Source organism: Halomonas sp. IOP_14 (genome assembly GCF_021021315.1).
GTDB lineage: Bacteria > Pseudomonadota > Gammaproteobacteria > Pseudomonadales > Halomonadaceae > Vreelandella > Vreelandella titanicae.
The window spans coordinates 63,504-76,163 of sequence record NZ_JAINWD010000003.1 but is presented as its reverse complement, the minus strand read 5'-3'; the positions used below and the strand labels follow the sequence as shown (position 1 = coordinate 76,163).

The 12,660-nt window shown below is 55.2% G+C and carries 9 protein-coding genes and 1 pseudogene; 6 read left to right on the top strand and 4 right to left on the bottom strand.

From position 1 onward, the window contains the following. Window positions 1-44 precede the first annotated feature (44 nt). Complete coding sequence (locus tag K7H09_RS24405) at window positions 45-533, bottom strand: sigma 54-interacting transcriptional regulator (protein ID WP_174788262.1); 489 nt, start codon at window positions 531-533, stop codon at window positions 45-47. A 238-nt stretch (window positions 534-771) separates the two neighbouring features. On the opposite strand from K7H09_RS24405, the gene K7H09_RS03395 reads away from it, so the two are divergent. The 6 genes and pseudogenes from K7H09_RS03395 (at window position 772) to nadC (ending at window position 8,116) form a co-directional block, all read left to right on the top strand. Continuing rightward, window positions 772-2,085 carry a Rieske 2Fe-2S domain-containing protein gene (locus tag K7H09_RS03395; RefSeq protein WP_230803566.1) on the top strand — a complete coding sequence of 438 codons (1,314 nt, stop codon included), beginning with the start codon at window positions 772-774 and terminating at the stop codon, window positions 2,083-2,085. Window positions 2,086-2,164: 79 nt separating this feature from the next. Continuing rightward, on the top strand, window positions 2,165-3,157 hold the full coding sequence (locus K7H09_RS03390) for an ABC transporter substrate-binding protein (RefSeq protein WP_230803564.1): 993 nt from the start codon (window positions 2,165-2,167) through the stop codon (window positions 3,155-3,157). 103 nt (window positions 3,158-3,260) lie between these two features. Next, window positions 3,261-4,259 (top strand): TAXI family TRAP transporter solute-binding subunit, encoded by a 999-nt coding sequence (locus tag K7H09_RS03385; protein WP_230803562.1) that lies wholly within the window; start codon window positions 3,261-3,263, stop codon window positions 4,257-4,259. Window positions 4,260-4,294: 35 nt separating this feature from the next. Next, window positions 4,295-6,208 carry a TRAP transporter permease gene (locus K7H09_RS03380; protein WP_174788259.1) on the top strand — a complete coding sequence of 638 codons (1,914 nt, stop codon included), beginning with the start codon at window positions 4,295-4,297 and terminating at the stop codon, window positions 6,206-6,208. A 290-nt stretch (window positions 6,209-6,498) separates the two neighbouring features. Next, window positions 6,499-6,795 (top strand): annotated as a pseudogene (locus K7H09_RS03375) (EamA family transporter); the annotation flags it as partial. A gap of 472 nt (window positions 6,796-7,267) precedes the next feature. Next, entirely contained in the window at window positions 7,268-8,116 is an 849-nt protein-coding gene (gene nadC / locus K7H09_RS03370; RefSeq protein WP_230803558.1) for a carboxylating nicotinate-nucleotide diphosphorylase, read from the top strand. Between the two features lie 868 nt (window positions 8,117-8,984). On the opposite strand, the gene K7H09_RS03365 is transcribed toward nadC, so the two are convergent. From K7H09_RS03365 to K7H09_RS03355, 3 genes are read right to left on the bottom strand one after another with little or no spacing between them, the layout of a single operon-like run. After that, window positions 8,985-9,470 (bottom strand): MarR family winged helix-turn-helix transcriptional regulator, encoded by a 486-nt coding sequence (locus K7H09_RS03365; RefSeq protein WP_174788257.1) that lies wholly within the window; start codon window positions 9,468-9,470, stop codon window positions 8,985-8,987. 33 nt (window positions 9,471-9,503) lie between these two features. After that, window positions 9,504-10,721, bottom strand: a complete 1,218-nt coding sequence (locus K7H09_RS03360; RefSeq protein WP_230803556.1) for a Gfo/Idh/MocA family oxidoreductase — start codon at window positions 10,719-10,721, stop codon at window positions 9,504-9,506. Window positions 10,722-10,749: 28 nt separating this feature from the next. Beyond that, complete coding sequence (locus tag K7H09_RS03355) at window positions 10,750-11,727, bottom strand: PDR/VanB family oxidoreductase (RefSeq protein WP_174788255.1); 978 nt, start codon at window positions 11,725-11,727, stop codon at window positions 10,750-10,752. Window positions 11,728-12,660: the final 933 nt, after the last annotated feature.

Sequence of the window (12,660 nt, the reverse complement as noted above, 5' to 3'; positions counted from 1 at the left end):
ACCCCCATAGCAAATCGCTATGGGGCCTGCGAAAAGGGCAGGGCTTACATTGAGTATATCGTGTCGCCACCGCAGACTACGGGGCAGTTCTTGGCGGTGATCGCCAGATAACGAACGGTATCTTTTGACATCCTTTTCTCGGACGTCAGGTGGCTAGACCGTCCAGAGCGCTCCGCGGCGACGAAGCGGCCCTCAGTACGGTGGCTCTGGTCATGCAGGCTTTGGGCCAGGTTCTCCTTGCCAGTACCTATCTCGCCCAGGAGTAGTACGGGGACTTCAAAGGGCGCTGCGCAGCCGAGCATGGTGAGCATCTTCTGGAAGGCCGGTGCCGACTCGATGGCCGCCCCGTCCTCCTGGCCGCGGGTACGGGCCAGCTCCATCCCCAAGGTGGCGATGCGCGCCTGCAGTTCGTAGAACTCATCGATTAGTGGCTCCTCTATCACTTCCCGATCATGCCTGCATCCTAATGGCTCTCCCGTGGCTCGCTCCACCACGCTCGAAATGGCCGCTCTGGCCACCGGTCTACGCTTCATATCAGGCTCCTAAGTATCGAGGGTCCGCCAAGGCTAGCAATGGTGCGGCTGGCTGGAGGCGGATCTCGTCAGCGTTACGGTGCCCAACACACTGGGTGCGACTTTGGTCTATTTGACATGGCCGCTCGATTCCTTAAGGTTAGAGATGTAAGTTAGGTATCTAACTATATCAGCGAGGCCTACTTATCGACGAGGCCTCCTCGTGAAGCTAACTATTCTTGTAACGGAGACCGTGCTTATGTTGACGCAAGAAGATAACGAACTGCTGTGTCGTGTCGAGGGCGATGCCCCCATGGGTGAGATCATGCGCCGCCACTGGCTGCCCGCATGCCTTTCAGAAGAGATCGAGGAGCCAGATGGTGATCCGGTGCGGGTTCGACTGCTCGGTGAGGATCTGGTGGCCTTTCGCGATACCGAAGGGCGCGTGGGGGTGCTGGACGAGATGTGCCCGCATCGGCGCGCATCGCTAGTGCTGGGTCGTAACGAGGAGTGTGGACTGCGCTGCCTGTACCATGGTTGGAAGATGGATGTCGAGGGCAATGTTCTGGAGATGGCTTCCGAGCCACCAGAATCAAAGATGACCGAGAAGGTAAAGCACAAGGCATACCCCACCCATGAGTCGGCCGGTTTTGTCTGGGTCTACATGGGGCCGCCCGAGGAGCAGCCGGAGTTCATTCCGCCCGTTTTCCAACCGACTCCGGAAACTAAGGTGTCTATCTCCAAGGTGATCGTCGATTGCAACTGGGCCCAAATCCTAGAGGGAGCCATCGACTCGGCCCACTCCTCGAGCCTGCATTCCACCGACATGGTGCCGGCCCGCAAGGATGGCGCCGAGGCCACCGACAAGCTTTGGCTGCGCCCGTCCACAGACAAGGCGCCGCGTCTGCAAGTGCAGCCGACCCCGTTCGGTTTCCGCTATGCCGCTATCCGTCGTCCTATCAAGGACGCCAAGACGCATGATTACGTGCGTACCACACTGTTCATCGCGCCCTATACAGTACAGATCCCGCCGAACAATCTCTATGATATCGCGATCCTGCATGTGCCAATCGATGACACCCATACGGCGTTCCACTTCATCGCCTGGGGCGACGCGAGCACTACGCCTGATACCGAGTCCTGGCGCAAGTTCCTCGGCACGCAGATCGGGATCGATGTGGACACGCACTACGGTAAATTCCGTACCCGTGAAAACAACTACTGGCAGGATCGTCGCATCATGCAACTCGGTACCAGCTTCACCGGTATCAAGGGCATCCCCAATCAGGATATCGCGATGTGGGAAACGATGGGCCCGATTGCCGATCGAACCCATGATCGTCTCGGTGCGAGCGACCTGGCGATCGTCGAGTTCCGTCGCCAGATGGTGCAGGCCGCCAAGACCATGCAGCAAGGAGGACCAGCCATTGGCACCGAGGAGCCGCGGATTCCGCATTATAAGCTCAAGTCTTTCCAGGGCATCGTCCCCAAGGAAGAGGATTGGCGTCAACTGGGTACCGCCCCTGAAGAGGCGGAGCTGTATGCCGACAAGCAGCACCATGCCAGCAATTAAGATCGGTACGTTGAGCCCGTGAGCAAGCCTCTTATGTTGCTAAACATCGTGACTCACAAATAACAAAGCAGGAACCATGATGAACAAGCTTGAACTTTCGGTTGCCGTCGGCAATTACGACCGCGTAAGGCCATTGATCGATGGGGAAGTGCAGATCGATGGGGTAGATCCGGTATTCATGCTGCATGACCCGGAGGAAATCTTCTTTCGTGCCTTCCGTCATGCCGACTTTGACATCACCGAGCTCTCGCTGAGCAGTTATACCGTAAAGACGGCAGCGGGCAATTGCCCCTATATCGGGGTACCCGTCTTCCCCTCACGCGCCTTTCGGCATACCTCCATCTACATTCGGACCGATCGCGGTATCGAATCGCCGGCCGACCTGCGGGGCAAACGCATTGGCGTTCCCGAATATCAGTTGACCGCTAATGTCTGGGCCCGTTTGTTCCTCGAGGAGGATCATGACCTCCAGCCTCGTGATGTGACCTGGATGCGTGGTGGTTACGAGGAGCCGGGTCGGGTCGAGAAGATCAACCTCGATCTTCCCGACGGAGTCCGCGTGGAGAACATTCCGGAGGGGGAAACTCTCTCCGGTATGCTGGCTTCTGGTGAGCTGGATGCGGTAATGGGGCCGCGAGCTCCATCTTGTTTTATGCAGGGGCATCCCCAGGTGGGCTACCTCTACCGTGATCCTCAACGCGCAGCCTCGGACTGGTATCGCCGAACGGGCATCTTCCCCATTATGCATCTGCTGGGCATTCGCAAGACGCTTGTAGAGCGCCATCCCTGGCTGCCATTCTCCGTCTACAAGGCTTTCGAGCAATCCAAGGTCAAGGCATTGGCGAAGCTTAGTGACACCTCAGCAACTAAGGTAACCCTGCCGTTCGTCGAGGACCAGCTCCAGGCAGCCCGACGCCTGATGGGAGAGGATTTTTGGTCCTATGGCTTTGCTCCTAACCGGCACACGCTGGAGCGGTTTCTCGAGCAACACCATGCGGAGGGGCTGTCCCGGCGGCTATTGAAGCCGGAGGAGCTGTTCCATCCCGCCACGCTGGAAAGCTTCAAGATCTGACTGTCCCTGAAAGGGTGATTCTATCCGTTGCACAGCGATACCTTTACAACAACAAACCAAACTCCGTAGTACCAATGACGCCATAAATATAAGAGGTGAATAAATGAAAATCTCAATCAAGAAGTCCGTGATGGCCATGGCCCTTGTCGTTCCTGGGCTGATGATGAATGTCGCATCGGCCCAAGAATACAAACTCACCGTTGCCGGTGCCTCGCCAGGAGGACTGTGGTCATTGCTGGGCGCCGGCCTGGACAGTGCCGTGAAAGCTGAATATCCCGGCTCGACTGTGACCTATCAGACTTCGGGGGGCGGTATTGCCAATGTGGCAGTCCTGCAGCGCGGTGATGCTAGCCTGGGTATGGTTGAGGACGCCGTGCTGCAGCTGGCTCGCGATGGGGCAGCCCCTTTTCGCGAGCCTGTCAATGACGATATTAGGGTGCTTGCCTATCTCTACACCTGGGCGCCGATGCAGGCTGTTATGAGGAAAGAGTTTGCCGAAAAGCATGGTATCTCCAGTTTTGCGGATATCGCCGAGGTCAAGCCACCGATCACCATTGCCATCAACAAGCGCGGTAATATCGCATCGAGTGTGGCGGAAACCATGTTAGAGGCCATCGGTGCGGGACCCGATGAACTCAAAAGCTGGGGAGGCGATATCATCTATGCCGCTTCCAGTGAGCAGTCGGGCCTGCTTCAGGACCGGCGCATCGACATGCTCCTGAACAGTCTATTCGTGGGACAGAGTTCGATCATGCAGGCGGCCTCGAGTGTCGATGTGAAGCTTTTGCCCTTGTCCGAGGACACCATACAGGAAGTCTCGGAGAAGACGGGAACCAGCGCCTTCACAATTCCTGGGGGAGCCTACGATTGGGCGCCGGAAGAAACACAAACCGTGTCGGTCAGCACTGCCTTGGCCGTGCGGAGCGATATGGATGAGGAAATGGCCTATAACCTGACCAAGGCGCTTTACGAAAACTATGACAAGATCGCCAACGTTCATCCGGCCATGGAGAGCCTGACACCGGAAGTCATGGCGGATGTAGACGTTGTGCCCTATCACGATGGCGCCGAGCGTTACCTTAAGGAAGTCGGCCTTCGCTAATTGTGGAAAGAGTATCGCTACTGAGAGGTTGGTCTATGAATCACTTTTTCTCGATGGTAACGGGAACCGGCGCCAGGCGAACCCTCACGGGCAGGCTGGGGATGGTAGTGCATGGATGCGCTGCCCTCGTGGCGCTGGCAGTCATTTATACGACGACAATCGTATATGTAGATCTGTATGCCATGATGGTCGTTTTCCTTTCCGCTATGCTGGCCCTACTGTTCCTTAACGTGACCGCTGGGCCCAAGGGGCGTCAGGACCGCCCCAGCGTGTTCGACTGGTGCCTTGTCGTGGCGAGTCTCGTTGTTGGACTCTATTTTTTTGCGGAAAGCCACCGGATCACTCAGCGCATCACCTTGCTGTTCCCACTGGAGACAGTTGACTTACTAGCGGCCAGTGTGCTCCTAGCACTGACCATCGAGGCAACACGTCGCACGGTCGGCTTTGGCCTGACCAGCGTCGTGCTGGTCTTTGTCGTCTATAACCTTTGGGGGCACGGCTTACCGGGAGCACTTGGTTTCCGAGAGGTCAGTTATAATCACTTTCTCGATATCATGATGTTCACTTCGGACGGCCTGTTCGGAGTGCCGCTTCGCGTCGCGGCGACCTATGCCTTCCTGTTCGTGATGTTCGGAACCTTCCTGTCCAAGGCGGGCGGTGCCGAGTTCTTCTATAATCTGGCCTCCGCGGTTGCTGGCCGTAGAACCGGGGGGCCGGCTAAGATCGCCGTCATTTCCTCGGCACTTTACGGTACCATGTCGGGGAGCCCAACCTCCGACGTCGTCACGACGGGATCCGTTACTATCCCGATCATGCAGCGCCTCGGGTATAGCAAGCCACTATCGGGTAGTGTAGAAGTGGCCGCTTCCACCGGTGGAAGTCTGTTGCCCCCGGTTATGGGATCTGCAGCTTTCATCATGGCGGAGTATACGGGCATTGAGTATCGCGATATCGCCGTTGCCGGTATTATTCCTGCGATGCTCTATTTCATGTGCGTATACGCGCAGGTGCATCTGCGCTCCCAGAAACTGGGCCTGAGAGGGTTGTCCAAGGAGGAAACTCCACCTTTGAAAGGGACTCTCAAGAACGGCGGCCTGTTCATCCTCCCGTTGGTCGCGTTGTCGGCGGCTCTGTTAATGGGGTATTCCCCGACCTTTGTCGCGGCGCTTGCCACTGCGGTGGTGTTGATCGTCTCGGCGGTCCGTAGTTCGACTCGGATGGGGCCAAAGGCTATCTGGGATGCCTTGGCCGTCACCACACTGCGTATGGTCTCAGTTGTGGCGGCTTGTGCGGCGGCGGGGCTGGTAATCGGGGGAATCTCCATGACGGGCCTGGGCGGTAAGTTCGCCGATCTCGTGTACTTGCTGGCTGGCGATGTTGCTTTCCTAGCACTGATCATCTCCGCCATACTGGCGATTATCTTGGGCATGGGCATGCCGACTCCCTCTGCCTTCATCCTGGCGGCCGTGCTGGTGGGTCCCACCTTGCTGGGGCTGGACTTTAGCGTCCTCCAGACCAATATGTTCATCCTCTACTTCGCTGTGCTCTCGGCCATGACACCCCCGGTGGCGGTAGCCGCCTTCGCCGCTTCGGCCATTGCAGATGCCAAGCCCCTAGAGATTGCTACCGGGGCCGTGAGGTTAGCCATTACGGCTTTCATCGTGCCCTTTGCCTTCATGTATGGTGATGGACTGCTGATGGTCGGTGGCTGGGCGGAGATCGCCAGTACCTGTGTTACTGCGGTGATCGGCGTACTATTACTGAGTATCGCGGTTGAAGGGTATTGGCGCGGACGGCTCCTCAAGTGTCCGAGGTTTGGCTTTGGGCTGGCAGGGCTGTTGTTCATTGCCCCGAGCTGGTGGGCAGTTGCTTTGGCAGTGTTGCTCGTCTCCATGGCGGTTATTGCCACACCTCATTTGCGGCTTCATCGGTATAAGGTGATGATATGATATAAAAAAACAGTTTCTTGTTTGTGGTAATCTATTCTCATAAAGGCCAAGCTACATGCCATGAAACTTCGGCGTTAACTTGGCCTCTATGAGTATTTTAGGGTTGTGAGGTCATGGTGTTGAGTTCGGAAATAATACCTGTCCTGCTTTCCCTGTTGTCTTCGCTGATGTTCGCCGCCACTTTTGTTCTTGTGAAGATTGGTGTCAATTCCTCATCAACCCTTGCGGCACTATGGGTGACCCTATCCACTAACGTGGTTTTCTTATGAGGCTGGAGTCTTCTCAGAGATGGCTGGCAGCTCACGGAGTGGTGGGAGTGGCGTTACACTGTCTTGGCCGGATTTTTTGCTCCCCTGCTTGGTCGGTTGTTCCATTTCCTCGGTATGGAAAGCTTAGGTGCGAATACCACTACTCCACTCACATTGACCCATCCGCTAGTTACCGTAGTGCTGGCCATCTTTTTTCTAGGTGAGGATGTTGATCTTGCAGTGCTGCCGGGGATCGGGTTTGTGCTGTTGGGTACGGCTTTTCTTGGATCACAGAGCGGGCGGCTGAGTGTACATTCTTCAATTAGCACTTCAAGATGATATTTACTCTTCCCTTTGGCTGCATCGCTGTCTTACGGTGTGTCGGTAGTATTCAGGAAAATAGGCATTGATCATGTAGCAGATGCAGTGATTGCAGCCGCGGTCACCACGACATCCTCCTGGGGGTTGTTGGCATCTTACCTGATTGTTTATAAGACCATCCGTGGCGTTTCTGCGCCTGTCAATACTGTCGTTTGTGGTCGTGGTGAGTTTTTTGTTTTTTGATGTCAGGTCTGTCCAAGCCTCGGTCCTGTGTTTCTTTATATGGCTTTTCAGGGCGGTAGGCTTTCCGTTGTTGCTCTATTGGCTTCAATGACTCCCTTTTTTGTATTGCTGATAACCGTATTTATTATGCGTGGAGAAGGTGTGGTGAATCGATGGGTGGCGCTAGGCACCGTTACTATGGTAATGGGTGTGGGTGCAATTGCGTATTTTGGAACTGCATAGTAAGTGGAAAGGGGAGAGTTTTTGTATGTATAAGATTGATAAAAACATGCTCGACGAAGCAGCGAGGAGGAACGCAATTGCTGCACTTGAAGAAGACATCGGAAGTGGCGATATTACGGCGCGACTGGTGTCCGGTATGTGTGAGGCGGAAGCTAGCATAATCACGAAGGAAGATGCCGTTGTTTGTGGCACCACTTGGGTCGACGAGATTTTCAAGCAGATCGATCCCCGAGTGGAAATCGAGTGGAAGGTCAAAGATAGTGATTGCGTCACGGCCGGTCAGACGCTCTGTGACATGTCAGGAAATGCCAGATCTCTGCTCAGTGGGGAGAGAAGTGCGCTCAATTTTCTTCAGGCTCTCTCAGGTACCGCGACCCGAAGTCGCTATTTTTTCCGGTTAGTCGAAGGAACGTCAGTGCAATTACTAGATACTCGCAAGACCTTACCCGGCCTGCGTCTCGCTCAGAAGTATGCGGTAACCTGCGGTGGTTGTCTCTGTCACCGTATGGGCCTATATGACGGCTATCTCATCAAGGAGAATCATATTGCAGCTTGTGGTGGTATCGCTAAGGCGATAGATGAAGCAAGGCATCTGGCACCCGAGAAGCCGATCGAAGTGGAAGTTGAAAATCTGGAGGAATTCAAGCAAGCGCTTAAGGCGAGGCCCGACATGATCATGCTGGACAATTTCAGTATCGAGGACATGCGGACAGCCGTCGATATCTCAGCAGGAGGCGTGCTACTTGAGGCCTCAGGAGGCGTCACGGAGGCCACCTTGATCACTATCGCAAGGACGGGGGTCGATTACATCTCTCTAGGTACTTTGACCAAGGATCTCAAGGCGATAGACTTATCAATGCGTCTATTGATGTGAGAGGTCAACAGGCCAGCGGGGGCTGCCGAATTCACACGAAGATCAAGCGTGGAATCGGCAGTTGGAGGTATCTTCGGTATGCTAAGGACTAAACTCCGAGATGGGTTTGCGCCTGGCGTGCCCGAATATCCATAGCTGCCAGGGTTTTTCCGTCTGTCCCCCGGTCGCCTCTGTGGTTGGTCTCGTCGGGGCAGTTACTCGATGGGACCAAGTCGAAGCGCCAGCTTGAAGCGGTGCATTCACTTCGTCATAGATGGCTCGGTAGACCGCTTGCTTTAAGGTTGGCCTGGGGACTATCGCGCCATGCCTGCGTATCGGTACGACATTATCGTTTCTAGAGAGCCGGCAAGCGACGCCCCCAGCGAACGATCTCGGATCAATAGGGCAGTCGCGGTGCCTGCAGTGTCCCCGTTCTGGAAGATTGGCGCGCCTGCACCCAGAAAGCTGCTCATGCGGCATGTCGGCCGCAAGGGGGCCTACTTGACGGTACTGAAGGAGAGTGGCTATGTACAACTGCCACAACATTCGGTCGTGCACGATAATTCGACCTCGGGTATGGTTACTCCCTAATAAAGAAGAGCTACTCGGGGCTTGGTAGATACCAACTATTCACTTTCAATGAAGGCGTACTCGATGCCTTCTGGCATGCCAACATCCCCTTCCTGAAGATACCGTACGGCTTCTACTGAGGCGAAACATAGCACCCGGGCTCGTCACGTTGGACGATATACTGACATTCCATCACTATGGCAGCCCCATCGATGCTGATGGCCGCTCCGTCTATCTTGAGCGCTTCTCATGGAGAGGTCTGGCGGTATTCATCGCTAACCCACAGGTTAGTGGGTTAGCAGATGATTGTGATTAAGCATTATTCGTTTGCCGCGGCCAAATTGCTGATAATTTTGAGCAAGGTGCGTCGTGTCACACGGAGGTCTTCACACTTGGTACCTTGCACAGCAATATCATTAACGTCCTCAGCAAGGGGAATCAGGGTTTCCTTTAAATCTCGTCCCTTATCCGTAAGATAGATATGAATGTTCTTGCGGTTACCATTTAGTTGTCTGCGTTCAATCAGGCCGTTGGCCTCCATCGCTTTCAGGGCGGTAAAGGTCGTGGGCTCCATCAGTCCAGCCTGTTCACTGAGTTCGCGTTGAGTCAATCCTTCTGTTACCCAGAGGATACGCAGGAACGACCAGTGGCCGAAGCTTACCGAGTGTTCCGCCAAGCGTGACTGCAGGCTTTTTGTCAGAACTCGGCCGGCATCACGTATCAAGTGAGCCAAGCGATCGTCCGGCACATCTTCTAACCAATGAAGAAGAACCGTTCGACTTTCCCGATTATTGTTACGAGGCATCGTGGTGGTTTCTCCCAAGGAGGCAATATCGCCCTAATCCGAAGTTTTATCATAACACACCGGGTCTGGCACACTTGTCTGGTGGGATAACATAACTTCATGTTTATTTTGGGCGGATTCCAGTATCGCCAAGCAGACTTCCATCGTTGCCATTCCCCATTCGCCGGTGTGAATGGGTCGCCGGTCATGGCGTATGGCACCTATCAGTTCATCTAAAACTTCACGCCTCGGGATCTCCGGTCGCGGCAAGGATTCCAGAAAGCGTCGAGTATGGGCATACACCTGAACCCCGTGCGGTACGGGACGAAGGTCGGCGCCATCGCAGGAAACGAGGACGAAGCCGAAATGGTTATGTGCGGTATCCTGTGGTTGGCTATTGGTTAGGGAAAGGCCAGCGCCATAGGTGCGGGTGTTCTTAAGGGCGGCTTCCTCTTCGGGTCCTTGAATCTCCATCAGCCTCGCCCTGGCACAGCCGTACTGATCGGGGTCTCGAGGCCGCCCCAATTCACCTGTCCACCCGCAAAGTTCATCGCTGTCGAAATGCGCGAAGCCACTGTAGGTCATGTTGGCAAATACGCCATTGTCGAAGGTGAGCAGCACACTGTAGGCGCCTTCCGTGGGGCGTGCAGGATCCCAGCTTCCAGTAGCGGCCCGCACGCTCTTGACGTGCCCGCTACCGAGCAGGCGCACAATATCGACCTGATGAGCAGCCTGGCTGAACACCACCCCACCCCCCTGCGACGTGTTTAACTCTTCCGGACGGCGGGGGCGGTAAAGAAAGTCGGTGTAGTTGAGCGCACTGATCATGCGCACCGCCCCGAAATCCTGACTGTCGATTATCTCACGCGTCCGCAAATAGGGCGCATCGAAGCTATGACTGTGTCCGACAATCAGCCAGCACGCAGCGCGGCGCATGGCATCTATCATGGCCTGGCAATCCTCAAGGGAGAGCGCCATCGGCTTTTCGACCAAGACATGCTTTCCATGTGCTGCCGCCAGTTCGACATGCTCGCGATGAAACTGGTGGGGAGTGGCGATATATATCGCTTCCACGTCGGGATCGGCGCATAGTTCAGCAACTTCAGCATAGGTGGTGGCGGCAAAATCGTCACGGAACTGGCGACGAGCCTCCTCTCGCGGATCGGCCGCCGCCACTAAGCGAATGCCAGGGTGGGCCGCGAAGGTGGGCAACAGAAGCATGAAGCCTCGACCCAGACCGGCGATGCCGAGTTTCAAGCGGGGTACTAGCATGGTGGGCACTCCGGGGTGAAGTAAATAATTATTCAGGTAAATCGATTAACAGTTCCTTCGAACGCGCGCGCGAGACGCAGACCATAATGTTGTCCTGTCGCTCGGCTTCTGACAAAACCAGATCACGGTGCTCCGCCTCGCCTTCCAGAAGCCGCGTTCGACAGGAGCCGCAGGTGCCACTTTCGCAAGAGTAGGGAACATGATGGCCATTCACTCTTAATGCCTCGAGGATCGAGACACCTGCCGGTACCGGAACCGCCTCGCCGGTCTTGTGGAGGCGTACAGTGAAGGGCGTGTCCTCTGCTGCGCTGGTCGAATGGCTTTTGCCAAAGTCTTCGAAGTGTACACTGGAGGGTGTCCAATGACCGGTCATGTCGCGAACCGCTTCCATTAACCCACGGGGGCCACAGCAGTAGATATGGGCCCCCTTGGGCTGCTCGAGTGCCGGCCACAGGTCATAGGAGTTATCGGGATTGCCATGGTCATGATGGATTACCACCTTGCCTCGGTACTCGGGGGCGCTGAGTTCCTCGAGAAAGGCGGTTTGCGACGGCTCGCGCGACAGGTAGTAAAGCTTGAAGGGCTTGCCCCCCGTTGCCTTCAGGTGATAAATCATCGAGAGAATCGGGGTTATGCCTATTCCGCCGGCTATGAAGATGTAGCGAGCGGGGTTGCCTGTCAGTTCGAAGTCGTTGTGCGGCGCCGATACCTTGAGACGATCGCCCACCCGGGTTTCGTCAACCAGGCTCTTCGATCCGCCGGTGCCTTCTTCCTCGCGCTTGACCGCAATGACATACCGAGCCTGCTCGTCGGGATCATTGCACAGCGAGTAGTGTCGCATTTGGCCGCTGGGAGTCTCGAGGCGCACATGAGCGCCGGGTGTGAATTCGGGAAGGTCGTTGCCCTCGGGATCAGCGAGCTCAACGCGGTAAATGCCGTCGGCGATCGCGTCCAGTGCTGAGACGACCAGTTCGTTCATGGGAACTTTTTCAGAGGGGCTAGCCATAGAATACCCACCTTTCTTGTGTGTGGTTGAATACTTAAATATCTAAGTATTTTTCCGACACTAATGCAAGCCACGAAGCTGCAACTTTAGTCGCATTTTTCGTTGCTCAGAAGCAAGAGTTACCGGTATGAGGCGCAATTATGGCCTGTGAGGTTGACCTGTTACTTGACGCGAGGGTCACCAGCCAGTTGGGGGTCTTAGGGCCACACACGCCGGGTATTTCTCGTCTTACACTGAGTCTCACGTAATATCACCTTCGCCTCATACGCCTTCTGCTCCACGCATCTCGCTGCGCTGTTCGGGCTTAAGCGTCGACATCATTTCCCATGGGCATGAATAATGACTTGCCCGCGAGTGACAACACGCTTGCCACCTTAGCCCTTTCGTTCAATAATTGCGGCCCATCGGCGGCTTTTACCGTTATATCGGTGAAGAGGAAACATCTCTGGCATTTCGTGATGAGTTGAAGGACTACGAGGAGAGGAGAACACTAATACCACTGGAAAATGAAGGTTTTGCACTGTAGGGCGGGCGTTCATCGCAGCCATTCTCAAAGCGCGTACGTCTGAGACATCATTTGACGCTTTCCTGCCGACCAAGCGCCTGCTGGGTCGTCTCGAGCAGGTAATGTTTGTGTTATATGGCTAACTGGGGGCTCTACACAGCTAGCCGTAGGTAAGGCGATGGTTCTTGTTTGGTTGCTGGTTGCCGGGAACAATGTAACTAGTGTAAGTAGTGGAAATTCTCAAATGGCTGATTTTAAGAATAACCGCATTGCAGGCGCGATTCTTAAAATCACTGAATTTTATTCATAATCACTTTGTCGTAAGTTAAGTCCTTCCTGGATTCAACAAGTGAGTGCGGGCAAGGCCTACGCTGAATCAAGCTAGGCTTTGGAGTTCGGAGTTCGCAATGCAACTCCCAAGCGTTTAC

Bases quoted from the DNA above. Each gene is read 5' to 3' on its own strand.
- K7H09_RS24405 (WP_174788262.1), bottom strand. From the start codon at position 533: ATGAAGCGTAGACCGGTGGCCAGAGCGGCCATTTCGAGCGTGGTGGAG.
- K7H09_RS03395 (WP_230803566.1), top strand. From the start codon at position 772: ATGTTGACGCAAGAAGATAACGAACTGCTGTGTCGTGTCGAGGGCGAT.
- K7H09_RS03390 (WP_230803564.1), top strand. From the start codon at position 2,165: ATGAACAAGCTTGAACTTTCGGTTGCCGTCGGCAATTACGACCGCGTA.
- K7H09_RS03385 (WP_230803562.1), top strand. From the start codon at position 3,261: ATGAAAATCTCAATCAAGAAGTCCGTGATGGCCATGGCCCTTGTCGTT.
- K7H09_RS03380 (WP_174788259.1), top strand. From the start codon at position 4,295: ATGAATCACTTTTTCTCGATGGTAACGGGAACCGGCGCCAGGCGAACC.
- nadC (WP_230803558.1), top strand. From the start codon at position 7,268: ATGTATAAGATTGATAAAAACATGCTCGACGAAGCAGCGAGGAGGAAC.
- K7H09_RS03365 (WP_174788257.1), bottom strand. From the start codon at position 9,470: ATGCCTCGTAACAATAATCGGGAAAGTCGAACGGTTCTTCTTCATTGG.
- K7H09_RS03360 (WP_230803556.1), bottom strand. From the start codon at position 10,721: ATGCTAGTACCCCGCTTGAAACTCGGCATCGCCGGTCTGGGTCGAGGC.
- K7H09_RS03355 (WP_174788255.1), bottom strand. From the start codon at position 11,727: ATGGCTAGCCCCTCTGAAAAAGTTCCCATGAACGAACTGGTCGTCTCA.